This is a genomic window from Achromobacter sp. Root83 (genome assembly GCF_001428845.1).
Classification (GTDB): domain Bacteria; phylum Pseudomonadota; class Gammaproteobacteria; order Burkholderiales; family Burkholderiaceae_B; genus Achromobacter.
Window position 1 is genome coordinate 933,332 of the sequence record NZ_LMIU01000001.1, and the last position, 24,487, is coordinate 957,818.

Genomic DNA, 24,487 nt, shown 5'->3' on the forward strand with positions numbered 1-24,487 from the left:
TGTGAACATCTGTGCAGCTTGAGCGCTTGCATGATGCATCGGATACAAGGGTTTCCCAAACCTCGCACAACGACACTTTCGTACCCGAATTCTCGGACATGGCCGTCCGGACTGCGTTTACGCGGGCGTCAGGGCGGCGCCGCGCCCGCTTCGTTCCACCAGCCGCCGCCCAGCGCTTGTAACAGCGCGGCCGTGTCGGTGTAGCGCGCCGCATCCGCCGCCGTGCGGGAGATGCGCGCCTGCAACACCTGGCGCTGGCTGTCCAGCAGGCTCAGATGGCTGATACCGCCGGCCTGGTAACGGCCGGCCGCGATCCGGCCCGCTTCGTCGGCGCGCCGCCATGCATCGTCATAGGCATTGAATGCGTCGCCGTCCGTCTGCACGGCGCGCAGCGCGTCGGCCACCTGCCGGAAACCGTCCAGGACTGTCTGCTGGTAACTGGCGGCCGCGGCGTCGTAGGCGGCCTGGGCCGAACGCTTGCGCGCGCGCAGTTCGCCCCCATGAAACAGCGGCTGCACCAGTCCCAGCCCCAGATTCCAGATATTGACGCCATCGGCCAGATCGCCCGCGCCGGTGCGCTGCGATCCGAAGCTGGCGGTCAGCGTGAACTGCGGATACAGGTTGGCCGTGGCCACGCCCACATCGGCGGACGCCTTGTGCCACAGGGCTTCGGCGGCCAGGATGTCGGGCCGCTGGCGTGTCAGCGCCGACGGCACGCCCGTGGGCACGTCGGCCGGCAGGGTCAGGTCGGCCAGCCGCAGCGGCGCCGATTGCAGCGCGGCGGGCGGCACGCCGAGATAGGCGGCAAGCTGATGCGTCACCTGTGCCAGTTGGTACTCCAGCGGCGGCACCGTGGCGCGGGTTTGGGCGACCAGCAGCTCCTGGTTGCGCAGATCGGCCAGCGCGATGCCGCCGGCGTCCAGGCGCTGCCGCATGATGTCCTGCTGGCGGGTCTGGGCGGCCAGGAGCTCCCGCGTGGCCGCCAGCCGTTCGCCCAGGTCGGCCTGGCGGATGGCGGCGGTGACCACGTTGGCTGCCAGCGCCATGCGGGCGGCCTGCATTTCGTGCGATTGGTAATCCACCTGCGCCGCCAGTCCCTCCAGCACCCGCTGGTTGCCGCCGAACACGTCCAGCGTGTAGGACACGTCGATCGAGGCGTTGTAGAGCGTGAAGGGCGGGGGCGGCTCGGTCACCGGCACGCCGAAGGCGGAGGGGTCCACTTTCTGCCTGGCTACGGAAAGGTTGCCGTCGACCGACGGCAGCAGGCGTCCGCCCGTCTCTGCGTTCAGGTCCTCCTGGGCCTGGCGCAGCCGGGCGCGCGCCTGTTCCAGGGTGGGGCTGGCGTCCAGCGCCTGCCGCACCAGCCGGTCCAGCGCGTCGGAATGGAACAGCCGCCACCACTCGGCCGGGATGTCCCGGTCCGGGTGGAACCGCTGCGCGGCGCTGGCGGGCGCGGCCTGGGTCTGGGCCTTGGTCTCGGCCTGCGCCGTATAGGACGCCACCTCCGGCGCCGCGGGCGATGCGAAGTCCGGGCCGACCGCGCAGCCCGGCAACAATGCGGACAGCGCCATCGAGGCCAGGGGAAGGGGGGCGAGCAGGCGGGATAGGCGGGGCATGGCGGGTCAATCCAGGGTGCGGCGGTAGAACTTCACGGCGGCGGTCATGACGACCGCGGTGAACAGCAGCAGGGGCCAGATGCTGGGCCACAGGTCCCACCAGCCGTTGCCCTTGAGCAGAATGCCGCGGATCAGCCGGTTGAAATGCGTGAGCGGCAGCAGGTTGCCCAGGTACTGCGCCCACATCGGCATGCCCTGGAACGGAAACATGAAGCCCGACAGCAGCATGTTGGGCAGGAAATAGAACATGGTCAGCTGCATGGCCTGCAACTGGTTCTGCGCCAGCGACGACAGCGTGATGCCCACCGTCAGGTTGGCGGCCACGAACAGCAGCGCGGCCAGATAGACGGACAGCAGGCTGCCCATGAGGGGCACATGGAACACGTAGTGCGCGGCCAGCAGGATGATGGTCGCCTGGATCAGGCCGATGGCAATGTACGGCACGATCTTGCCCGTCATCACCTCGATCGGCCGCACCGGCATCGCCAGCAGGTTTTCCATCGTGCCCCGTTCGCGCTCGCGCGTCATGGCCAGCCCGGTCATCATCACCAGCGTCATCGTCAGGATCACGCCCATCAGCCCCGGCACGGTGTTGTATTGCGAGATCTGCTCTTCGTTGTAGAGCTGGTGCACGCGCACGTCGAAGGGCGGCTGGCCGCCCGCCAGGCCCGCCAGCGGGCCGGTCAGGTCCTTTTGCGCCACGGCCTGGGTCAGTTGCGTGGCCGCGCCAATGGCCATGCCGGTCGCCATGGGATCGGTGGCGTCGGCCTCGATCAGCAGCGCCGGGCGTTCGCCGCGCAGCAGCCGGCGCGTGAAGTCCGGCGGTATCGTCACCACGAACAGCACCCGGCCCTGGGCCAGCGCCGCGCGCCCGGCTTCCTCGTTGTCCAGTTCCTCGGTGATGTGAAAGTAGTCCGACGACTTCATCGCCGCGATGAAGCTGCGCGTGAAGGGGCTGTGGTCCGCCGCGATGACGGCGGTGGGCATCTGCTTGGGATCGGTGTTGATGGCGTAGCCGAACAGCGCGAGCTGCATGATGGGCAGGCCCACGATCATGCCGAAGGTGACGCGGTCGCGGCGAAGCTGCAGGAACTCCTTCAAGACCATGCTCCACCAGCGCGACCAGGAAAAGCCTTCCAGACGGGAAATCATGGCTTGCCCGCGAAGTTGTCGGTGGACCGGTTCATCAGGTAGATGAAGACGTCTTCCAGGCTGGTGTCGATGCGTTCCAGTCGCAGGTCCTGGCCTTCGATCGCGCTTTTGAGCGTGCGTTCGAGCAGCGCGGCGTCCTGTCCGCTGATGTGCAGCGCGGAACCGAACGCCACGGTCTGGTCCACGCCCGGCGCGCCGCGCAGGCGCTGGCCCAGCGGCACCAGGTTGTGGCCGTGGATGGCCCAGGTGGTCAGATGCTGTTCGGCGATCACCTCGTCGGCCGTGCCCTGCGTCAGCAGCCTGCCGTAGGAGATATAGGCCAGCTTGTGGCAGCGTTCGGCCTCGTCCATGTAGTGCGTGCTGACCAGCACCGAAATGCCGCGCGCGGCCAGTTCGTGCAACTGCTCCCAGAAGTCCCGCCGCGCCGTGGGGTCCACGCCGGCGGTGGGCTCGTCCAGCAGCAGCAGGCGCGGCTGATGCAGCAGGCAGGCCGCCAGGGCCAGCCGCTGCTTCCAGCCGCCCGACAGCGAACCCGTCAACTGCCCGGCCCGGCTCTGCAGCCCCAGGTCTTCCAGGGCGCGGTCCACGGTCTGCGCGCGCTGCGGCATGCCGTACATGCGGGCGACGAAGTCCAGGTTCTCGCGGATGGTCAGGTCGTCCCAGTAAGAGAATTTCTGCGTCATGTAGCCCACGTGCCGCTTGATCTGGGCGCTGTCGCGGACGATGTCGTAGCCCAGGCAGGTGCCGCTGCCCGAATCGGGCGTCAGCAGGCCGCACATCAGGCGGATGCAGGTGGTCTTGCCGCTGCCGTTGGGCCCCAGGAAGCCGAAGATCTCGCCTTCGCGCACCTGCAGCGACACATCGTTGACGACGTGCTTGTCGCCGAAATGCTTGTTCAGACCCTGGACGTCGATGACCAGGCTGCCGTCGGCGGGCGCGCTCATTGCAGCGTGACCTCTACCGGCTGGCCGGGATGCAGGCGCGCCGCGGCGTCGGGCGCGGGCCGGGCCTCCACCATGAAGACCAGCTTGCTGCGGTTCTCGCGGCTGTAGATGACCGGCGGCGTGTATTCGGCCTGGTCGGACACGAAATCGATGCGGACCGCTATCGGATCGCCGCAGCCGTCGCAGCGCAGGCTGGCCTGCTGCCCCGCCTTCAGCGATCCCACCACGGTTTCGGGCACGAAGAAGCGCACCTTGATGTTGCCCGGCGGCAGCAGGCTGACGACCGGGCTGCCCGCCGGCACCCATTCGCCTTCGCGGTACATAGTGTCGAACACCCGTCCCGCGGCGGGCGCCGCCAGCCGCTTCTGCGCCAGCGTCCATTCCGCCTGCGCGAGCGCTGCGCGCGCGGCCTCCACCTGGGCGGCCTGCGCGCGCCGCTGCTCGTCGCGGCCGGGAAGCCGAGTCACTTCCAGTTGGGCCTTCAGTTCGCGCACGCGCGCCGCGTCCGATTGCGCCTGCTCGCGGCTGTCGTCAAGCTGGGATCGCGCGATGCCGCCGATGCGGAATTGCGCGTTGTCGCGCTGCAGTTGCGCGGCCGAACGGCGGCTGGCGGCTTCCGCCTGCGCAAGCTGGGCGCGGCTGACGTCGACTTCGGGCGGGCGCTTGCCGGTGGCGATGTCTTCCAGTTGGGCGCTGGCCGCCGCGAGCTCCGCGCTGGCCTGGTCGCGCGCCGCGGTCTCGCGGGTGGCTTCCAGCGCGTACAAGGGGGCGTCGGCGCCAACCTGCTGGCCGCGACGCACGGCCAGCGCGTCCAGGCGGCCCGCCTCGGACGAGGCGACGTAGACGTAATCGCCCTCTACATAGCCCTGGTAGAAAACCGGCTCGTTATTGCCGCAGGCGGCCAGCAGAAGGATCAGGGCAGCGGCGGACAGGGAAGGTAGGGTGCGCATGATCAGCGTCCTGAAGGCGATGGACTGGGCGGGCCGGGCGGCGCGAACAGGCCGCCCGTCAGCATGGCGATGGCGTGGGCGGCGATCGCCTCGTTGCCGATGGACTGCGCCACGGGATCCCCCTGCCAGATGCGGCGCCACAGGTTGGAAGTGGCCAGCGGCAGCAAGGTCAGGCCCAAGATGGACAGAAACACCAGGCGCGGTTCGACGCCCGCCGTGATGGCGCCGTGGCGCTGGCATTCCGCGATCTGGCCGGCGAACGCCTGCAGCCGGTCCGAAGGCAGATGGCGCAGCACGCGTTCGCGCAACTGGCCGCCTTCGTTGACCACTTCATGCATCCATAGCGAAGGCAGCCAGGGCTTATCGGTGGCGCTTTGCACCAGCCGGTTCACGATTTCCGTGACGAAGCGGCGCGCGGCGGCGGCGGGATCGGGATCGGGTTCCGGCTCGGCCGTGAGCGGCACCGGCGCCCAGACAAAGCCGATGACGGGCACGATGCGTTCGAGCACGACGGCGTCGATCAACTGGTCGCGGCTCTTGAAGTAGTAATGCAGCATGGCCGGCGTGACGCCGGCGCGCTGCGCGATGTGGGCAATGGTGGTGGCCGCCACGCCCTGCGCGGCGAACATGCCGGTGGCCAGATCCAGCAGCCTGGCGCGTGCGGCTGCGTTGTCGGGCCGCGGCGGACGGCCTGGACGGCGGGAAGGGGGAGGCGGGACGGGACACATGGCGTCGATTCTAATTAAGGACTTAATTAATTAAAAGGGGGGCGGCCATCAGGGTTACAAACTGGGCGGCGGGGCATCGATGGTGTAATGGACTGATTCCCCACACCGCCACCCGGATCATGCCGGAGCAGGCCCGGGCGGCTTCCCAGGAGGCTGGACGTCATGCCGCAATCGTCTTTGATCAACCGCCGAATCGTGCTGGCCGCGCGCCCGCGTGGAGAGCCCGCCGACAGCGATTTCCGTCTGGAAACGAGCGAGGTGCCGCAGCCCGGCCCCGGCCAGGTGCTGCTGCGCACCGTGTATCTGTCGCTCGATCCCTATATGCGCGGCCGCATGAGCGATGCCCCGTCCTATGCGGAACCGGTGCAGATCGGCGAGCCCATGGTGGGCGGCACCGTCACGCGGGTCGTGGCGTCCAATCATCCCCAGTACCAGCCGGGCGAATGGGTGCTGGCGCAGTCCGGCTGGCAGGACTACGCCGTGTCCGACGGCGCCGGCCTGCTGCGCCTGGGCGCTCATCCCCAGAACCCTTCGTATTCTCTGGGCGTGCTGGGCATGCCGGGCTTCACCGCTTACATGGGCCTGCTGGATATCGGGCAGCCCAAGGCCGGCGAGACCGTGGTGGTGGCCGCCGCCAGCGGCGCGGTGGGCGCGGTGGTGGGCCAGATCGCCAAGATCCACGGCTGCAAGGTCGTGGGCATCGCGGGCGGCGCGGACAAATGCCGCTATGTGGTCGATGAACTGGGCTTCGACGATTGCCTGGACCATAAGGCGCCGGACCTGCCCGGGCGTCTTGCCCGCGCGGCCCCGCAAGGCATCGACGTGTACTTCGAGAACGTGGGCGGCGCCGTCTTCGACGCGGTGCTGCCGCTGCTGAACGCGCGCGCCCGCGTGCCGGTCTGCGGCTTGATCTCGGCTTATAACGCCACCAGCCAGCCCGAGGGGCCGGACCGCCTGGCATTGCTGATGCGCACCATCCTGACCAAGCGGCTCAAGATGCAGGGGTTCATCATCTTCAACGAATACGCGCACCGTTATGGAGAGTTCCGCGAAGCGATGGAAGGCCTGATCAAGGCAGGCCGCATCAAGTACCGGGAAGACGTGGTCGACGGCCTGGAAAACGCCCCGCGCGGGCTGATCGGGCTGCTGAAGGGCGAAAACGCCGGCAAACGCATCGTGCGGGTCGGTCCTGACGAACGGAGCGCAACATGAATATCCTGATCGTACTGACTTCCCACGACACGCTGGGCAACACGGGCCGCAAGACGGGTTTCTGGCTCGAGGAGTTCGCGGCGCCGTACTACGCGTTCGCCGACGCGGGCGCCAAGGTGACGCTGGCTTCACCCCATGGCGGGCAGCCGCCGCTGGACCCCAAGAGCGATGACCCGGACGCGCAGACCGACGCCACGCGCCGCTTCCGGCAGGACACGGAGGCGCAGCGCCTGCTGGCTTCCACGCGCCTGCTGGCCGATGTGCAGGCGGCCGATTATGACGCGGTGTTCTACCCGGGAGGGCACGGACCGCTGTGGGACCTGGCGGAGGATGCCAAGTCCGCCTCGCTGATCGAGACCATGCTGGCGGCGGGCAAGCCGGTGTCGGCCGTGTGCCATGCGCCCGGCGTCCTGCGCCACGCCAAGACCGCCGATGGCAAGCCGCTGGTGCAGGGCAGACAGGTCACGGGATTCTCCAACGCGGAAGAGGCCGCCGTGCAATTGACCGACGTGGTGCCGTTTTTGGTCGAGGACGAGCTCAAGAAATTGGGCGGCCTGTACAGCAGCGGTCCGGACTGGCAGCCGCACGTGGTCAGCGACGGACTGCTGATCACGGGGCAGAATCCGGCTTCGTCCGTCGGGGTGGCCGAAGCGCTGCTGGCGCGGCTGAAGGACCGATGATCGCTTGAAATCGGCGCCGGGCGGGCAGGGCGTCCGCCGCGCCAGGTTCCGCGCCGCCCGGGATTCGGGCCGAGCCGGCGGACCGTCTGGCCGTGTGTCAGAATCCCGCCTTTCCGACACCCGCGCGCCGTTGCGCCGCCACCGCGCGCGCTTTTCCCGATGCCTTCCGACGTACCCGTATTCCCCGAAAATTCCTGCGAGGCGGCGCTGTTCGCCGCCATGCAGGCGCGAGACCCGGCCACCGGCCGGCATTGCGCCAGAGTCGCCGCGCTGAGCGTTGCATTGGCCCGGGCCTGTGGCTTGCCGCAAGATGAGCAGGATGTAGTCGCCATTGCCGCAAGGCTGCACGACGTGGGCAAGATCGGTACACCCGACCGCGTGCTGCATTCCCCCAAGCGCCTGAACAAGGACGATTGGGAAATCATGAAGGCGCACGCGGCGGTCGGCGCCGACATCATCCTGCAAACCGACATGCCGCGACGCGAGCTGATCGCGCTGACGGTACGCCACCATCACGAACACTTCGACGGCTCGGGCTATCCGGCGGGCCAGTCCGGGCATGGCATCGGGCTGCATTCGCGCATCGTGTCGCTGGCGGATTCCTACGATGCCCTGGGCGATGCGCGGCCCTATCACCCGGCGCGCACGCATGCGCAGATCATGGCCATCCTGAACCGGGAAGCGGGATCGAAATTCGATCCCGATCTTCTGCGCGTATTTGAAAAGATGATCGGGGACAGCCCGTTGCGCGTGCCGTAGGAACGCTATTTAAGGCGGTAGTTCGCCGCGACGACGGCCAGGTCGTGCAAGGTGCGCTGTTGCCAGGCTGCGTCATGGCCCAACTCTTCGGCCAGGATGCGCGCCACTTCCGGGGCGGCCAGCATGGCGGCCTCCGCGTCCAGGAACAGTGCGCGGTTGCGGCGCGCCAGCACGTCTTCGGCGCTGCGGGCCAGTTCGAAGCGTGCCGCGAAACGCACATGCGCTTCCGACAGGCCGCTGGCCTTGATCAGCATGCGGTCCGCGCCCGGCAGGGCCTTCAGCGCGGCGAGATCGCTGCCGTAATAGCTGTCCGGCGTGCCGGCGTGCTCTTGCGACGGCGCCAGCCCCGCGGCGCCGTGCAACGGCAGCGATTCGGTGCGGCAAGAGGCCTGCGTCAGCAACTGGTGCTGGATCGCGGTGTCCACCACGTCCTGCGCCATGCGGCGGTAGGTCGTCCATTTGCCGCCCGTCACCGTCACCAGGCCGGCCTTAGACACCAGGATCGTGTGTTCGCGCGACAGCTTCTTGGTGGACGCTTCGCCCGTGGCCTTGACCAGCGGGCGCAAGCCCGCCCAGACGCTGGTGACGTCGTCGCGCGTGGGCTTGCGGCTGAGATAGCGCGCCGCGGTGCTCAGGATGAAGTCCACGTCCTGCGCGCCGGCTTCCGGATCCAGCGGCAGGTTGTCGCGCGGCGTGTCGGTGGTGCCCACGATGGTGTGGCCGTTCCATGGCACCACGAACAGCACGCGGCCGTCGTCGGTCTTGGGAATCAGGATGGCGCGCTTGCCCGGCAGGAAGTCGTGCGGCAAGGTAAGGTGCACGCCCTGGCTGGGCGCCACCATGGTCTGCGCATTCTTGTCTTCCATGCGGCGTACGGCGTCCACCCACACGCCCGTGGCGTTGACGACGCAGCGCGCCCGCAGCGTGAAACTCGCGCCGCCGATCACGTCCTGCGCGGTCACGCCGTCCACCTTGCCGCCCGTGGACGTCAGGCCGGTGGCGCGCACATAGTTCACCGCCGTGCCGCCCAGGTCGAACAGCGTGCGCATCAGGCTCATGGCCAGGCGCGCGTCGTCGAACTGGCCGTCGTAGTACAGCACGCCGCCCTTGAGACTGCGGCCGTTCACGCTTTCCGACAGGGTGGGCGCGTTGGCCAGCGTTTCGCGGCGCGACAGCCAGCGGCTGGGGGCCAGGTTCAGCTTGCCCGCCAGCATGTCGTACATTTTCAGGCCGACGCCGTAGAAGGGCTGGTCCAGCATGTTGTAGGCGGGCACCACGAAGCCCAGCGGCCACACCAGATGCGGCGCGTTGCGGTTGAGCAGGCCGCGTTCATGCAGCGCCTCTCGCACCAGGCTCACGTTGCCTTGCGCCAGATAGCGCACGCCGCCGTGGACCAGCTTGGTGGCCTTGCTGGACGTGCCCTTGGCGAAGTCCGCGCCTTCGATCAGCAGCGTCCGGTAGCCGCGCGAGGCGGCATCCACGGCGGTGCCCAGGCCGGTCGCGCCGCCGCCGATGACGATGACGTCCCAGGAATGCGTGTTGTCCAGCGTGTTCAGCAGGCGGTTGCGGTCGGGCGGGGTGACGGAGGCTAGCGGTTGGTTCATGTCGTTGGTGGCGGCGGCGCCGCGAGGTAGCTTTCGGATGTCGTGACGGCATGCCGGACGGGGCTCGGGGCCGGTCCGGCGCTTCGGTCAGGGCGTGGGTTTTGGGGGATGCGGCGCTGCCGCGACGTCGCAGCGCACGCCGGAATCGAGCAGTACCTGGGCCAGCGGTTCCTGCGGATGCGCGTCGGTGAAAAACCGGTCAATCTGCGAGATATGCGCCAGTTCCACCATGGCCTGGCGCTTGAACTTGCTGCTGTCGGCCGCCAGCCAGACCTCGCGCGACTGTTCGATGATGGTCCGGGCCACACGCACCTCGCGGAAGTCGTAGTCGCGCAGCGTGCCGTCGGCCTCGATGCCGGAAATGCCGATCAGGCCGATATCCACCTTGAATTGGCGGATGAAGTCCATGGTGGCTTCGCCGACGATGCCGCGGTCGCGCGAGCGCACCACGCCGCCGGCCACGATGACCTCACAGTCCGGGTTGTCCGACAGGATGTCCGCCACGTGCAGGTTGTTCGTGATGACGCGCAGGCCGCGATGGCGCAACAGCGCGCGCGCGATGGCCTCGGTGGTGGTGCCGATGTTCAGGATCAGCGAACAGCCGTCCGGCACGGCGCGGGCCACGGCCTCGGCGATGCGTTGCTTGCCGGCGGCATGCAGCCCCTGGCGCTTGCGGTAGGCGATGTTCTCGATGGTGGACGCTTCGATGCGCACACCCCCATGGAAGCGCGACAGCAAGCCGGCTTCCGAAAGGATGTTGACGTCGCGCCGCACGGTCTGCAGCGTGACGTCGAAATGTTTGGCAAGCTCTTCGATCGAAGCGGAGCCTTGGGCCCGCACCATTTCGATCAAGGCGCTCTGGCGAGGATTCAGTGTCATGTCCGCATCATAAAACAACAAAAGCGAAAAATAATGACGCACTGCAAGATTGTTTTTTGTTCGCTTCTTCAGTAAAACGCACAAAAAACGAAAGCCATCTGAAAGAGTATGCTCATCGTGTTGCCCGCATGAGCGCAGGTCGGGACGCTGTACCGAATACCGAAGTCCGTAGAAAAAACAGGGACGTATTAGTAGGTAGAGGAGACTAGATGCAGCTGAACCTGGACAGGATAGGTTTGCGCGCCGGCTCGCAAACGCACCTGTATCCGATGAGCCTGGCCCCGGTTCCGGGCGCCATGACCGTGCTGCTGGGGGCCACCCTGGCCGGCAAAACCTCGCTGATGCGCATCATGGCCGGGCTGGACCGGCCCACCGAGGGCCGCGTGCTGGCCGACGGCGCCGATGTCACCGGCGTGCCGGTCCGCCAGCGCAATGTCGCGATGGTGTACCAGCAGTTCATCAACTATCCGTCCATGACGGTCTACGACAACATCGCGTCGCCCTTGAAGCTGCGCGGCGCGGCCGATGTCGGCGCAAAAGTCCAGGCCATGGCGGCGCGGCTGCACATCGACCATCTGCTGCAGCGCTATCCGTCGGAACTGTCCGGCGGGCAGCAGCAGCGGGTGGCCCTGGCCCGCGCGCTGGTCAAGGATGCGCCGCTGATACTGCTGGACGAACCCCTGGTGAACCTGGACTACAAGCTGCGCGAGGAATTGCGCGATGAACTGTCCGAGCTGTTCGCCGAGGGCCGCTCGACCGTCGTCTACGCCACCACCGAACCGGGCGAGGCCCTGTTGCTGGGCGGCCATACCGCCGTGCTGGACGCGGGCGAACTGCTGCAATACGGCCCCACGGCCCAGGTCTTTCACCGGCCCAATTCCATTCGGGTGGCGCGCGCCTTCAGCGATCCGCCCATGAACCTGTATGCCGCCCGCCGCACGCAGTCCGGATTCGTGCTGCAAGGCGATATCGCCGTGGAGCGCGCGCTCCCGGCTGGCGCGGACGCGGACATCACGGCCGGGCTGCGGGCGGGCGCGCTGGACGTAGAGCCGCGCCCCGGGCATATCGGCCTGCCGGGCGTGGTCAAGCTGGCCGAGATTTCGGGGTCGGATACCTTCGTGCACGCGGCCACGGCCGCGGGCGACGTGGTGGCGCAGTTGCCGGGCGTGCACCGCTACACCCTGGACCAGCGCGTGCAGCTTTATTTCGACCCCGCGCAGACCTACGCCTTTGGCGCCGATGGCGCGCTGCTGGCCGCGCCGCGGCAGCCCCAGGGCGCCGGGGAGGTGGCCTGATGGCGCAGATCGAGCTGGACCTGTCCCATTCCTATGTGGCCGATCCGAAGCGCGATGAGGACTACGCGCTGCTGCCGCTCAGGTTCACCTTCCGCGACGGCGGCGCCTATGCCTTGCTGGGGCCGTCGGGCTGCGGCAAGACCACGCTGCTCAATTGCGTGTCGGGCCTGCTGCGCCCCTCGCACGGCCGCATCCTGTTCGACGGCCAGGACGTCACCGGCAAGACGCCGCAGGCGCGCAATATCGCGCAGGTGTTCCAGTTTCCGGTGGTCTACGACACCATGACGGTGGCCGACAACCTGGCCTTTCCGCTGCGCAACCGCGGCGTTCCGCCCGACCGCATCCGCGAGCGCGTGGGCCGCATCGCCGAGATGCTGGAGATGTCCGCCGTGCTGGACCGGCGCGCCAGCGGCCTGACGGCCGACGCCAAGCAGAAGATCTCGCTGGGCCGCGGGCTCGTGCGCAGCGACGTCTCCGCCATTCTGTTCGACGAGCCGCTCACGGTGATCGATCCGCAGCTCAAATGGGAACTGCGGCGCAAGCTCAAAGAGATCCACCACGAGTTCAAGCTGACGCTCATCTACGTGACGCACGACCAGACCGAGGCGCTGACCTTCGCCGATCAGGTCATGGTCATGGCGCAGGGGCGGGCCGTTCAGGTGGGCAGCGCGGATGACCTGTTCGAGCGCCCCGCGCACACCTTCGTGGGCCACTTCATCGGTTCGCCCGGCATGAACTTCCTGCCCGCGCAGTGGGGCGAGGGGGCGTTGTCGGTGGGGCAGACCCGCGTCCAGGGCGTGCCGGCGCCCATGGCCGCGAAGCTGGCCGAGGCCGGTCCGGTCAAGCTGGGGGTGCGCCCCGAATACCTGCGCGTGACCGAGCCCGGCGCGCCGGGGGCCGTGCCCATGCGCGTGGACCGCGTGCAGGACGTGGGCACCTATACGCTGCTGGTGGCCGACTTCGAAGGCACGCCGGTGCGCGCGCGGCTGGGCAGCAGTGCCGTCCCCACGGCGGCCGGCGGCACGGTGTGGCTGTCCGTCCTGAATCCGCATACCTGCTTCTACCGCGACGAGGAGCTGATCCGATGAAACCCGTAGACCACCGGGCCTGGTTCCTGGTCTTGCCCGTCGTGCTGTGCGTGGCGTTCTCGGCCATCCTGCCGCTCATGACCATCGTCAACTATTCGGTGCAGGACATCATTTCGCCCGATCGCCGCGTCTTCGTCGGCACGGAGTGGTTTGCCGCCGTGCTGCAGGACGAAGAATTGCATGGCGCCTTGTTCCGCCAGATCGGATTCTCGTTCGCGGTGCTGGCCATCCAGATTCCGCTGGGCATCCTGCTGGCCCTGTCGATGCCCGCCAGCGGCTGGCGGGCATCGGCCGTGCTGGTGATCATCGCGCTGTCGCTGCTGATCCCGTGGAACGTCGTGGGCACGATCTGGCAGGTGTTCGGCCGCACGGATATCGGCCTGCTGGGCGCCACGCTGTCATGGCTGGGCGTGGACTACAACTACACGGGCAACGACTTCGACGCCTGGGTGACCGTGCTGATCATGGACGTGTGGCATTGGACGCCGCTGGTCGCGCTGCTGTGCTACGCGGGCTTGCGGGCGATTCCCGACGCCTACTATCAGGCCGCCCGCATCGACGGCGCATCGCGCTTCGCCGTGTTCCGCTACATCCAGTTGCCCAAGATGCGCGGCGTGCTGATGATCGCGGTGCTGCTGCGCTTCATGGACAGCTTCATGATCTACACCGAGCCCTTCGTGCTGACGGGCGGCGGGCCTGGCAACGCCACCACCTTTCTTTCCCAGTACCTGACGCAGAAGGCGGTGGGACAGTTCGACCTGGGGCCGGCGGCGGCGTTTTCCATCATCTACTTCCTGATCATCCTGCTCTTGTGCTTCATCCTCTACAACTGGATGCAGCGCGCTGGCACGACCGGCGGCGTCGACGAGGAGCGTGCAAATGCGTGAGAACAAGGCGTGGTGGCGCGGCATCTTCCTGACCGTGTACCTGTTGTTCGCGATCCTGCCGCTGTACTGGATGCTGAACATGTCGTTCAAGACGAACACCGAGATCGTCAGCACGCTGACGCTGTGGCCGCGCGACTTCACCTTGGAGCACTACCGCACGATCTTCACCGATCCGGCCTGGTACTCCGGCTATATCAACTCGCTGATCTACGTCGTCATCAACACGGTGGTGTCGCTGGCCGTGGCGCTGCCGGCCGCCTACGCGTTTTCGCGCTACCGCTTCATCGGCGACAAGCATGTGTTCTTCTGGCTGTTGACCAACCGGATGACGCCGCCCGCGGTGTTCCTGCTGCCTTTCTTCCAGCTATACAGTTCATTCGGGCTGATGGACACGCACCTGGCCGTGGCGCTGGCGCACCTGGTGTTCAACGTGCCGCTGGCCGTGTGGATTCTTGAAGGCTTCATGTCGGGCGTGCCGCGCGAAATCGACGAGACCGCCTACGTCGACGGCTATTCGTTTCCGCGCTTCTTCCTGACCATCTTCCTGCCGCTGATCAAGTCGGGCGTGGGGGTGGCGGCGTTTTTCTGCTTCATGTTCAGTTGGGTGGAATTGCTGCTGGCGCGCACGCTGACATCGGTGAACGCCAAGCCCATCGTCGCCACCATGACGCGCACGGTGTCGGCGTCGGGCATGGACTGGGGCGTGCTGGCGGCGGCGGGGGTGCTGACCATCGTGCCCGGCGGCATCGTCATCTGGTTCGTGCGCCACTACATCGCGAAAGGCTTCGCGATGGGCCGCGTCTAGGAGGGACCGCCCATGTTCAGCTGGATGGTATGGACCACCCCCGTCGCCGTGTTTTTCAGTTGCATCGTGCTGATGCTGATCGGCATGACGATCTGGGAGTTGAAGTCTCCCACGCATGAAAGAAAAGGCTTTCTGCCATTGCCCACCACGCGTGGCGACAGGCTGTTCATCGGCTTGATGGCCGCGGCATGGCTCAACCTGGCGTTCCTGGGATTCGGCCAGAAGGCGATGGAATGGTTTTCGCTCGAGCAACCGCCATCGGTATGGATCAGCTTCGTGCTGTCCATGCTGCTGCTGGCGTTCATCATGAAGAAAGGCTGAAGAGGGGCGGCAGACCCTTCGTGATTACAGGCGGTTTGGAAGGACTATCGGCCAGCGTCTTCCCCGGCCAGCGGTCCGCAGCACGATAAGGGGAAGACTTATCGAGGAGACAGGTCATGAAATTGCGCATGCACGCCATGGCGGCCGCTATCGCCCTGATCGGAACGTCAGGGGCATGGGCCGGCGAGCCGGAAGCGAAGAAGTGGGTCGATTCGGAGTTCCAGCCTTCGTCGCTGTCCAAGGACCAGCAGATGGCCGAGATGAAATGGTTCATCGACGCCGCGGCCAAACTCAAAGCCAAGGGGATCAACGAGGTCAGCGTGGTGTCCGAAACCATCACCACGCACGAGTACGAATCCAAGGTGCTGGCCCGCGCCTTCGCCGAAATCACCGGCATCAAGGTCAACCACGACCTGATCCAGGAAGGCGACGTCGTCGAAAAACTGCAGACGTCGATGCAGTCCGGCAAATCCATCTACGACGGCTGGATTTCCGATTCCGACCTGATCGGCACGCACTACCGCTACGGCGCCATCCTGCCGCTGTCCGACTACATGGCCGGCGGCGGCAAGGAATGGACCAATCCCAATCTGGATCTGAAAGACTTCATCGGCACCAAGTTCACCACTGCGCCCGACGGCAAGCTGTACCAGCTCCCCGACCAGCAGTTCGCCAACGTCTATTGGTTCCGCGCCGACTGGTTCGCCCGGCAGGACCTGAAAGACAAATTCAAGGCCAAGTACGGCTACGAGCTGGGCGTTCCCACCAATTGGTCCGCCTATGAGGACATCGCCGACTTCTTCTCCAACGACGTCAAGGAGATCGACGGCAAGAAGGTGTACGGCCACATGGACTACGGCAAGAAGGATCCGTCGCTGGGGTGGCGTTTCACCGACGCGTGGCTGTCGATGGCGGGTGCGGCCGACAAGGGCTTGCCCAACGGCATGCCCGTGGACGAATGGGGCATCCGCGTCGCCGACGACAAATGCACGCCGGTGGGCGCATCGGTGGATCGCGGCGGCGCCACCAACAGCCCGGCCGCCGTCTATGCGCTGACCAAGTACATAGACTGGATGAAGAAATACGCCCCGCAGCAGGCCATGGGGATGACCTTTTCGGAATCGGGCCCCGTCCCCGCGCAAGGCCAGATCGCCCAGCAGATCTTCTGGTACACGGCGTTCACCGCCGACATGACCAAGAAGGGCCTGCCGGTCGTGAATGACGACGGTACGCCGAAATGGCGCATGGCGCCGTCGCCCTACGGGCCGTACTGGAAGGACGGCATGCAGAACGGCTACCAGGACGTGGGTTCCTGGACGTTCTTCAAGTCCACCAACCCCGACAAGATGGCGGCGGCCTGGTTGTATGCGCAGTTCGTCACGTCCAAATCCGTGTCGCTCAAGAAGTCCATCACGGGTCTGACGTTCATCCGCGACAGCGACATCAACAGCGAGTTCTTCACCAAGAATGCGGCGAACTACGGCGGCCTGATCGAGTTCTACCGCAGCCCGGCGCGCGTGGCCTGGACGCCGACCGGCACCAACGTGCCGGATTATCCGAAGCTTGCGCAGCTGTGGTGGAAGAACGTGGCAACGGCTGTCACCGGCGAGAAGACCCCGCAAGCGGCGATGGACAACCTGGCCAATGAAATGGACCAGGTCATGGCGCGGCTCGAACGCGCCGGCATGGCGCAGTGCGCGCCCAAGCTGAATCCCAAGAGCGCGCCCAGCAAGTGGCTGTCGGACCAGCATGCGCCGTGGAAGAAGCTGGCCAACGAAAAGCCCAAGGGCGAGACGATCCCTTATGAAAAGCTGCTGTCGGCCTGGAAGGAGGGGAAGGTCAGGTAAGGAGCCACCCCAAGCGGGCCACGCCACGCGATACGCGTGGCGTTTTTTTTGCGGCGCGCGTTCCCGCGATCCCGCATTCCCGCATTTCCGCATTCCCCGCATTCCCGTATGCGCGCCGCCGTCTCCGCCCGCGCGCATGTCACAATCTCCCGTCCGCGCCGCAAGGCCCCCAGGGCCGGGCGCATGGCCAGTGTCCGCCATGACCGGGGCCCCCGGGCAGGCTTCCTATTTTTCTCTGCATCCAAGCATGACCTTGACCTTCCCGCTCTCATTCCTGCTCGCCTGCGCGATGGCGCTGTCGGCCAGCCTGGCCCACGCCGCCGGCTTCCAGCGCCTGAACCTCCCCATGGACCAGAACGGCCCCGCCTTGCAGGGCGCGGTCTGGTATCCCTGCGCCGACCCGGCACGCGAAATCAGGATAGGCCGCGCCGTCATCGCCGGCACGCCGGACTGCAAGATGACCGAAGGCCGGTATCCGCTGATCGTCATGTCGCACGGGGCGGCCGGATCCTTCCTGAGCCACCACGACACCGCCGCGGCGCTCGCCGATGCCGGATTCGTGGTGGCCGCGATCAATCATGTGGGCGACAACGCGCAGGACCGGTCGCGGCAGGGGTATCTGTCCATTTTCTCGACCCGTCCCAGGGAAATGCGCCGCCTGATCGACTACATGACGGGCGCGTGGCCGGGCAAGTCGGCGCTGGTTCCGGACAAGGCCGGTTTCTTCGGCTTTTCGCGCGGGGGTTATACCGGCCTGGTGCTGGCCGGCGCCGTGCCCGATTTTCGGGCGGGGCTGGCGATATGCCAGGATGCGCCGGCATTGCCGATGTGCCGCGACATCGCGGCGGGCAAAGTGGCGGCGCAACCGTATCCGCACGATGCGCGCATCCAGGCGGCCGTCATCGCCGATCCGCTCAATGCCTTTCCGGGCGACGCGCTGAAGGGCGTCGCCATTCCCATTCAGCTATGGGCGTCGGAGCGCGGCGGCGATGGGGTCAGCCCAGCGAGCGTGGATGCTGTGCGCCAGGGCTTGGGCGTGGCGCCCGATTACCGGGTGGCCCAGGGCGCCGGACATTTTGCGTTTCTGGCGCCGTGTTCGGCCGAGCAGGCCGAGGCGCTTCCGGCCCTCTGCACCGATGAAGCCGGCCTGGACCGGCTGGCGTTGCATCGGGACTTGAACGCCCGCGCGGCGGAATACTTCAAGGCGCGCCTGCAATGAGCCGGACCTGGCGGCCAGCCGCCAGGTGGGCTTACGCAAGCTAGTGGATGGTGCGCGAGCCCTTGCGGGCGTGCTTGATCTCGTACATGCGCGCATCGGCCCGGCGGACGGCGGCTTCGGCGTCCAGCCCCTTCGGGTCCAGCGCCACCACGCCGACGCTGGCGCCTTCGTAGCGGACGACCTGGTCGCCGATCTGGTACTTCCCGACGGTGGCGGCCGCGGCGCGCTCTTCAAGGGTGCGGGCCGCTTCTTCCGCTTCGCCGCGTTGCGCCTCGCCGCCCGGGGCGGCGTCGCCCTTGGCAAGGACCGGGCCCGGGCCGATCAGCACGAACTCGTCGCCGCCCAGTCGTCCCAGCATGTCCGACGAGCGCAGCGCCGCCGCGATCCGCCGCGACACCTCTTGCAGGAACAGGTCTCCGCCCTGGTGGCCATAGGTGTCGTTGATGCCCTTGAAACCATCCAGATCGATAACGCCGACCAGCACGCTGCCGCCTTCGCGGATGGCGCGCGCCTGCAGGCGTTCCAGCGATTCATAGAGCGCGCGCCGGTTGGGCAGGCCGGTCAGCGTATCGGTCAGCGCGTACGACATGAGCTGCACGTTGGCGGCGTGCAGCTGTTCCATCAGCATCTCGCGTTCGAGAAAGCTGGCGATCACGCTGGAAAACAGCTTCAACACCGATTCCGCTTGCGGGGTGATCTGGTGCCGCGTGGCGCTGGCCGCGCACAGTGTCCCGAACAGCACGCCGTCGTCGGTGCGCACGGGCGCGCTGACATAGGTTTGTATGCCCAGCTCGCGGGCGGCGCCGGAATCGGGCCAGCATAGCGAAACATCGCTGGTGCACATGCGGCCTTCGTCCAGCGCGCGCTTGCAGAGCGTATCGTCCCAGGGCACGGACAGCCCCTCGGGAATCATCAGTCCGCCGGCATTGCGCGCGTAGCGGATGTGCTGCAGATCGGCCTTCAGGTCGATCGACGTGAGATAGGTGGATTCCAGTCCCGTGACGGCGCCCAGCATGTCGAGCAGCGGCCGGGTCAATTGTTCCACCGACTTGGCCCCCGGAAGGGCCGTCGACAGTTCGGCGAGTATCGGATCCAGCACGGCGTCTCCTGGCGGCATGGTCGGATGGACACCTGGCCCGTGCTCCGACGGAGGGCGGCCCGGGCATGCCGCCATTATGCACGCCGGCGCCTTCGCGCGCAGGTCTGGGGACGCACGCTCGAACCCGCGCGCGGGGCCTCTACGCGAATGCCAGCGAACGGTGCGCGCAGACGCCGGCCATGACTCCCGAAGCGCTGGCCAGCGTGGCGTTCGACATGGGCGTGGCCGCGTCGCCCGCGGCAAAGACGCCGGCCACCGTCGTCTGCTTGAATTCGTCCACGCGGATCACCGGCCCCATCGGGCCGCTGTCGAACGCGCAGCCAAGCTGCATCGCCAGCGGACTGGCCATGTGCGCCTTGCTGGCCACGAACAGCGCGTGGATCGGCAACTGGCGGCCGTCGGCCAGCGTCACGCCGGTCAGGGCGGGCGCCGCGCCCCGCAATTGCACGATGGGCGAGCGCTCCAACCGCACACCGCGCGCCGCAAGCGCCTTGGCCTCATCGGGTGCGGGCTCGAACTCGCCTTGCGTGAAGTAGGTGGTCGGCCCCCAGTCGGGCAGCAGCATCGCCTGATGCACGGACATCGGATGCGTGGCCATGACGCCGAGCGGCTGGCCGGCGACTTCGTAGCCATGGCAGTAGGGGCAATGCAGCACGGTCTGGCCCCACCGCGCCTCCAGGCCGGGCAGGGACGGCAGTTCATCGCGCATGCCGATGGCCAGGATCAGGCGCGAGGCCCGTACGCGTTGCCCGCTGGCCATCGCGAGTTCAAAGCCGCCGTCCCGCGCGGCGGCATCGACCGCCTCGCCGTCCAGGAATTCCACGGTCGGATAGCGGGCAAGCTGCGCGCGCGCCTGGGCCACGATCTCGTGCGGCGGCGTGCCGTCCTGCCCAAGAAAGCCATGCGCGTGCGCGGCATAGCGGTTGCGGGGCTGGCCCGCATCGACCAGCAGGATACGGCGGCGGGCGCGGGCCAACTGCATGGCGGCGGAAAGGCCGGCAAAGCTTCCGCCCACGATGATGACGTCATAGTCCATACGGATAGTCCTCTTCGATGACTGTTTCGATACTTATCAAGTTGCATGATATGGCGGGGCACGCGTTTATGCAACTTATGATGTTTCATATGGGAACGGGTGCGCGGAAGGAGCTGCGGGAGCCGGGTCCCGCGTCCGGGTTGCGCCGCCCCGGGTCCCGGGACTACCCTGAAATCCTCTACACCCGGCGGTCGCCCCGTTTTCTTGCGCGCCGACCGCCCAGGAGGCTGGCATGCAGCACGCGACTGAACTACGCGGCCGGGTGGCCGTGGTGACGGGGGCGTCTTCGGGCATCGGACGCGCCACGGCGATCGGCCTGGCGGCGGCGGGGGCGCGGGTGGTGGTCAACCATCGCGGCGGCGGCGATTCCCAGGCCCGGGCGGCGGCGGTCGTCGAAATCATCCAGCGCAGCGGCGGTTCGGCCGTGACCGCCGCCGCCGACATCAGCCGGGAAGCGGAGGTCGACCACCTGTTCGCGCAGGCGGTCCAGCACTTCGGGCGGCTGGACATCCTGGTCAACAACGCGGGCATCGAACATCCGTCTCCGGTTGCCGACATGACGCTGGCCGACTGGCAGCGCGTGATCGATGTGAACCTGACGGGGCATTTCCTGTGCGCCCGGGCGGCCGCCCGGACGTTCCAGGGTCAGGCCGCCGATCCTGCCCGGCAGGGCCTGGCCCTGGGCAACATCCTGTTCATCAGCTCGGTCCATGAAGTGATTCCCTGGGCGTTCCAGGTGAACTACGCCGCCTCCAAGGGCGGGCTGTCGATGCTGATGAAATCCCTGGCGCAGGAACTGGCGCCCAGCCGGATCCGCGTGAATGCCATCGCGCCGGGGGCGATCCGCACCGCGATCAACCAGCCCGCCTGGGATACGCCGGAAAGCCTGGCCAATCTGCTCAAGCTGATCCCCTACGGCCGCATCGGCGAACCCGAAGACGTGGCGCGCGCGGCCGTGTGGCTGGCCGGCGATGCATCGGACTACGTGACGGGCACGACCTTGTTCGTCGACGGCGGCATGACGCTGTATCCCGAATTCCGTGGCGCCGGATAACGCCGCCATGTCCAAACCCCTCGAAGACTACGGACTCATCGGCAACATGCTGTCCGCCGCGCTGGTGGCGCGCGACGGCTCCATCGACTGGCTCTGCCTGCCGCATTTCGATTCGCCGGCGTGCTTCGCGGCGCTGCTGGGCGACGAGAGCCATGGGCATTGGCGCATCGCGCCCCATGGCAAGGTCAAGGAGACGCTGCGGCGCTACGTGCCGGATACCGCGGTGCTGGAAACGCGCTTCGAAACCCGCACGGGCGTGGTGCTGCTGTACGACTTCATGCCGCTCAGCGACGATGACGAACGCGTGGACGTGGTGCGCGTCGTGCGCGGCGAATCCGGGCACGTGCAGATGGACATGGAGCTGGTGCTGCGCTTTAACTACGGCCAGTCCGTGCCCTGGGTGCGGCGGCGCGATTACGGCCTGAACGCCATCGCGGGGCCCGACGCGGTGGAACTGCACACCCCCGTCGAGCTCGAAGGGCACGACATGAAGACGACGGCGCGCTTCACCGTGCACCAGGACCGGGTGGTGCCGTTCACCCTGTCGTATCACCGCTCGCACCGCACGCCGCATTTCGTGCCCGACCGCGTCGAAAGCATGAACAGGACGATCTCCTGGTGGCAGGAATGGGCCAAGCGCTGCCATTGGGATGGCCCCGAAGGCCCAAGGCGGGATGCGGTGGTGCGGTCGCTGATCACCTTGAAGCTGCTGACCTTCCAGCCCACGGGCGGGATCATCGCGGCGCCGACGACCTCGTTGCCGGAGTCGCTGGGCGGCAGCCGCAACTGGGACTATCGCCACTGCTGGCTGCGCGATTCCGCGCTAACCCTGTATGCCTTGCTCAACGCCGGCTACCGCGAAGAGGCGGAGGCCTGGCGCCAATGGCTGTTGCGGGCGGTGGCCGGGCACCCAGACCAGCTTCAGATCATGTATGGCATCGCCGGAGAACGCTGGCTGCCCGAGCTGGAAATCCCCTGGCTGCCGGGCTATGAGTCCAGCCTGCCAGTGCGCAGGGGCAACGGCGCCGCGGGGCAGAGCCAGCTCGACATCTATGGCGAACTGATCGAGACCCTGTACGCCGCGCGCGTGGCCGACCTGGCGCCGCTGGCCGAGGCATGGCGTCTGCAAAAGGTGCTGCTGGAGCCCTTGGAACACCGCTGGCGCGAGCTGGATCACGGCATCTGGGAGGTGCGCGGCGCACGCCGGGCCTTCACGCATTCGCGGCTGATGTGCTGGGTGGCGTTCGACCGCGCGGTCAAGGCGTGCGAGCGTTTCGGATTGCAGGGGCCGGTGGCGGCGTGGCGGCGGCTGCGCGAACGGATTCGCAAGGACATATGCGAGGGCGGCTACGACCCGGCCAGGGGGTGTTTCGTGCAGAGCTATGGATCGTCCGCGCTCGACGCCAGCCTGCTGCTGATTCCCCAGGTGGGCTTTCTGCCCGCCAGCGATCCGCGCGTCGCGGGCACGGTGCATGCCATCGAACGCGAGCTGCTGCATGGCGGGCTGTTGCGCCGTTACTCCACCGAGCATACCGACGACGGACTGGAGGGCGACGAGGGCGTGTTCATCGCGTGCAGCTTCTGGCTGGCGGACGCCTATGTGATGCAAGGCCGCCTGGGCGATGCCGAACGCTTGTTCGACCGGCTGCTGGGGCTGCGCAACGACCTGGGCCTGTTGTCCGAAGAGTACGACGTCGTGCAGCGCCGGCTGGTCGGCAATTTTCCGCAGGGTTTTTCGCATATCGGCCTGGTGAACACCGCCTACAACCTTGGCCGCGCGATGGGTCCGGCCCAGCAGCGCGCCGGGCAGCACGCGCCGCGCGAGTAGCGTGTCCGCGTCCGTCCGCAGCGTCCACGCGGCGGTGTATTCTGGCAATCGTGCGGCGCCTCCCGCGGGCCCGCCTTGCACAGACAGAGCCTGGCGGCGCCCGCGCGCGCCCGCCGGCCACCGCACCCCGGAGAGACAAGCATGCTACTGACCGAAGAACAACTGAGCGTCCAGGAAATGGCGCGCCGGTTTGCCCAGGAACGTCTGGCGCCGAATGCCGAACGCTGGGACCGGGACCATCACTATCCCGCGGACGCCATCGCGGAGATGGCGCAACTGGGGTTTTTCGGCATGCTCGTGCCGGAGGCCTGGGACGGCAACGACAGCGGCTATATCTCGTATGCCGTCGCGCTGGAAGAGATCGCGGCTGGCAGCGGCGCGTGCTCCACCATCATGAGCGTCCACAATTCGGTCGGCTGCATGCCCATCCTGAAGTTCGGGACCGACGCCCAGAAAGAACAATTCCTGCGGCCCCTGGCGCGCGGCGAACACATCGGCGCGTTCGCGCTGACCGAACCGCAGGCGGGTTCGGACGCCAGCAGCCTGCACACCCGCGCGCGGCGCGATGGCGACGGCTACGTCCTCAATGGCGCCAAGCAATTCATCACCTCGGGCCGCAATGGACAGACCGTGATCGTGTTCGCGGTGACCGACGCCGACGCGGGCAAGCGCGGCATTTCCGCGTTCATCGTGCCCACCGATACGCCGGGCTACAAGGTCCTGCGGGTAGAGGACAAGCTGGGCCAGCACGCTTCCGATACGTGCCAGATCGCGTTCGAGGACTTGCGTATCCCCGCTGCCTTCAGGCTGGGCGCGGAAGGCGAGGGCTACAAGATCGCGCTGTCCAACCTGGAGGGCGGCCGCATCGGCATCGCGTCGCAATCGGTGGGCATGGCGCGCGCCGCCTTCGAATGCGCGCGCGACTACGCCCATGACCGCCAGGCTTTCGGAAAACCCATCATCGAGCATCAGGCCGTTGCGTTCCGGCTGGCCGACATGGCGACGCAGATCCACGCCGCGCGGCAGATGGTGCTGCACGCCGCCGCGCTGCGCGAGGCCGGACGGCCAGCCCTGACGGAAGCGTCGATGGCCAAGCTGTACGCCTCGGAGATGGCCGAAAAGGTCTGTTCGGCCGCGATCCAGACGCTGGGCGGCTATGGCTATCTGAAGGATTTCCCCGTGGAACGCATCTACCGGGACGTGCGCGTGTGCCAGATCTACGAAGGCACCAGCGATATCCAGCGGCTGGTGATCGCGCGCAGCTTGTAGGCGGGCGTCATGCGGCATGGGCTTCTGGCATCGGCCGCTGGCGATTCGGCTGTACCGCAACCGGAACCTCGGCTAGCGGACGGCAACGGCGAATGATTGGGCTGCGGCATCGGCGTGCGCCGCGTTGCCGCAGCGCCGCTTGCCGGGCATGAAAAGCCAGCCGCCCATTTCCGCTTTATGCATAATCCCGGTCTGACTGTTGAATCACGCCGTGG

Annotated in this window: 22 protein-coding genes; 13 read left to right on the plus strand and 9 right to left on the minus strand. The window is 67.2% G+C overall.

Annotated features, from left to right (window positions below; all coding sequences use genetic code 11):
- Window positions 1-128: 128 nt before the first annotated feature.
- The 5 genes from ASE30_RS04210 to ASE30_RS04230 are packed head-to-tail and all read right to left on the minus strand — an operon-like array spanning window position 129 to window position 5,390.
- On the minus strand, window positions 129-1,616 hold the full coding sequence (locus ASE30_RS04210; protein WP_057282969.1) for an efflux transporter outer membrane subunit: 1,488 nt from the start codon (window positions 1,614-1,616) through the stop codon (window positions 129-131).
- 6 nt (window positions 1,617-1,622) lie between these two features.
- Entirely contained in the window at window positions 1,623-2,768 is a 1,146-nt protein-coding gene (locus tag ASE30_RS04215) for an ABC transporter permease (protein WP_057282970.1), read from the minus strand.
- On the minus strand, window positions 2,765-3,712 hold the full coding sequence (locus ASE30_RS04220; protein ID WP_057282971.1) for an ABC transporter ATP-binding protein: 948 nt from the start codon (window positions 3,710-3,712) through the stop codon (window positions 2,765-2,767). The genes ASE30_RS04215 and ASE30_RS04220 overlap by 4 nt, the downstream gene beginning before the upstream one ends.
- Entirely contained in the window at window positions 3,709-4,662 is a 954-nt protein-coding gene (locus tag ASE30_RS04225) for an HlyD family secretion protein (protein WP_057282972.1), read from the minus strand. Before ASE30_RS04225 ends, ASE30_RS04220 begins: the two co-directional genes overlap by 4 nt.
- A 2-nt stretch (window positions 4,663-4,664) precedes the next feature.
- Window positions 4,665-5,390: a TetR/AcrR family transcriptional regulator gene (locus ASE30_RS04230; RefSeq protein ID WP_057282973.1), complete on the minus strand. Its 726-nt coding sequence runs from the start codon at window positions 5,388-5,390 to the stop codon at window positions 4,665-4,667.
- A gap of 162 nt (window positions 5,391-5,552) precedes the next feature.
- On the opposite strand from ASE30_RS04230, the gene ASE30_RS04235 reads away from it, so the two are divergent.
- From ASE30_RS04235 to ASE30_RS04245, 3 genes are all read left to right on the plus strand, one after another.
- A complete protein-coding gene (locus ASE30_RS04235) occupies window positions 5,553-6,602 on the plus strand; it encodes an NADP-dependent oxidoreductase (RefSeq protein WP_057282974.1) in 1,050 nt (349 codons plus the stop codon).
- The gene (locus tag ASE30_RS04240; RefSeq protein WP_057282975.1) at window positions 6,599-7,282 is read left to right on the plus strand and encodes a type 1 glutamine amidotransferase domain-containing protein; all 684 of its coding nucleotides are present in this window, start codon (window positions 6,599-6,601) and stop codon (window positions 7,280-7,282) included. Before ASE30_RS04235 ends, ASE30_RS04240 begins: the two co-directional genes overlap by 4 nt.
- Window positions 7,283-7,441: 159 nt before the next feature.
- Window positions 7,442-8,041: an HD-GYP domain-containing protein gene (locus tag ASE30_RS04245; RefSeq protein WP_057282976.1), complete on the plus strand. Its 600-nt coding sequence runs from the start codon at window positions 7,442-7,444 to the stop codon at window positions 8,039-8,041.
- A 5-nt stretch (window positions 8,042-8,046) separates the two neighbouring features.
- On the opposite strand, the gene ASE30_RS04250 is transcribed toward ASE30_RS04245, so the two are convergent.
- Both ASE30_RS04250 and ASE30_RS04255 read right to left on the minus strand, forming a co-directional pair.
- Window positions 8,047-9,645: a glycerol-3-phosphate dehydrogenase/oxidase gene (locus ASE30_RS04250; RefSeq protein WP_057282977.1), complete on the minus strand. Its 1,599-nt coding sequence runs from the start codon at window positions 9,643-9,645 to the stop codon at window positions 8,047-8,049.
- A gap of 87 nt (window positions 9,646-9,732) precedes the next feature.
- Entirely contained in the window at window positions 9,733-10,524 is a 792-nt protein-coding gene (locus ASE30_RS04255) for a DeoR/GlpR family DNA-binding transcription regulator (RefSeq protein WP_200964380.1), read from the minus strand.
- A 209-nt stretch (window positions 10,525-10,733) separates the two neighbouring features.
- Here ASE30_RS04255 and ASE30_RS04260 point away from each other — a divergent pair, with 209 nt between their 5' ends.
- The 7 genes from ASE30_RS04260 (at window position 10,734) to ASE30_RS04290 (ending at window position 17,986) form a co-directional block, all read left to right on the plus strand.
- A complete protein-coding gene (locus ASE30_RS04260) occupies window positions 10,734-11,819 on the plus strand; it encodes an ABC transporter ATP-binding protein (protein WP_057282979.1) in 1,086 nt (361 codons plus the stop codon).
- Window positions 11,819-12,907 (plus strand): ABC transporter ATP-binding protein, encoded by a 1,089-nt coding sequence (locus ASE30_RS04265; protein WP_057282980.1) that lies wholly within the window; start codon window positions 11,819-11,821, stop codon window positions 12,905-12,907. Before ASE30_RS04260 ends, ASE30_RS04265 begins: the two co-directional genes overlap by 1 nt.
- On the plus strand, window positions 12,904-13,794 hold the full coding sequence (locus tag ASE30_RS04270) for a carbohydrate ABC transporter permease (protein ID WP_057282981.1): 891 nt from the start codon (window positions 12,904-12,906) through the stop codon (window positions 13,792-13,794). The genes ASE30_RS04265 and ASE30_RS04270 overlap by 4 nt, the downstream gene beginning before the upstream one ends.
- On the plus strand, window positions 13,787-14,599 hold the full coding sequence (locus ASE30_RS04275) for a carbohydrate ABC transporter permease (RefSeq protein WP_057282982.1): 813 nt from the start codon (window positions 13,787-13,789) through the stop codon (window positions 14,597-14,599). The genes ASE30_RS04270 and ASE30_RS04275 overlap by 8 nt, the downstream gene beginning before the upstream one ends.
- 12 nt (window positions 14,600-14,611) lie before the next feature.
- Window positions 14,612-14,920: a DUF2160 domain-containing protein gene (locus ASE30_RS04280; protein WP_057282983.1), complete on the plus strand. Its 309-nt coding sequence runs from the start codon at window positions 14,612-14,614 to the stop codon at window positions 14,918-14,920.
- 116 nt (window positions 14,921-15,036) lie between these two features.
- The gene (locus ASE30_RS04285) at window positions 15,037-16,767 is read left to right on the plus strand and encodes an ABC transporter substrate-binding protein (protein WP_057282984.1); all 1,731 of its coding nucleotides are present in this window, start codon (window positions 15,037-15,039) and stop codon (window positions 16,765-16,767) included.
- 247 nt (window positions 16,768-17,014) lie between these two features.
- A complete protein-coding gene (locus tag ASE30_RS04290; RefSeq protein ID WP_156407527.1) occupies window positions 17,015-17,986 on the plus strand; it encodes a dienelactone hydrolase in 972 nt (323 codons plus the stop codon).
- Between the two features lie 40 nt (window positions 17,987-18,026).
- On the opposite strand, the gene ASE30_RS04295 is transcribed toward ASE30_RS04290, so the two are convergent.
- Both ASE30_RS04295 and ASE30_RS04300 read right to left on the minus strand, forming a co-directional pair.
- Window positions 18,027-19,082 (minus strand): sensor domain-containing diguanylate cyclase, encoded by a 1,056-nt coding sequence (locus ASE30_RS04295; RefSeq protein ID WP_235515189.1) that lies wholly within the window; start codon window positions 19,080-19,082, stop codon window positions 18,027-18,029.
- A gap of 142 nt (window positions 19,083-19,224) precedes the next feature.
- Window positions 19,225-20,121 carry an NAD(P)/FAD-dependent oxidoreductase gene (locus ASE30_RS04300; RefSeq protein ID WP_057282986.1) on the minus strand — a complete coding sequence of 299 codons (897 nt, stop codon included), beginning with the start codon at window positions 20,119-20,121 and terminating at the stop codon, window positions 19,225-19,227.
- Window positions 20,122-20,353: 232 nt separating this feature from the next.
- Between ASE30_RS04300 and ASE30_RS04305 the strand changes: the two genes are divergently transcribed.
- From ASE30_RS04305 to ASE30_RS04315, 3 genes are all read left to right on the plus strand, one after another.
- Complete coding sequence (locus ASE30_RS04305) at window positions 20,354-21,175, plus strand: glucose 1-dehydrogenase (protein WP_057282987.1); 822 nt, start codon at window positions 20,354-20,356, stop codon at window positions 21,173-21,175.
- A 7-nt stretch (window positions 21,176-21,182) separates the two neighbouring features.
- Complete coding sequence (locus ASE30_RS04310; protein ID WP_057282988.1) at window positions 21,183-23,003, plus strand: glycoside hydrolase family 15 protein; 1,821 nt, start codon at window positions 21,183-21,185, stop codon at window positions 23,001-23,003.
- Between the two features lie 141 nt (window positions 23,004-23,144).
- The gene (locus ASE30_RS04315; protein ID WP_057282989.1) at window positions 23,145-24,272 is read left to right on the plus strand and encodes an acyl-CoA dehydrogenase family protein; all 1,128 of its coding nucleotides are present in this window, start codon (window positions 23,145-23,147) and stop codon (window positions 24,270-24,272) included.
- The last annotated feature ends 215 nt before the right edge of the window (window positions 24,273-24,487 follow it).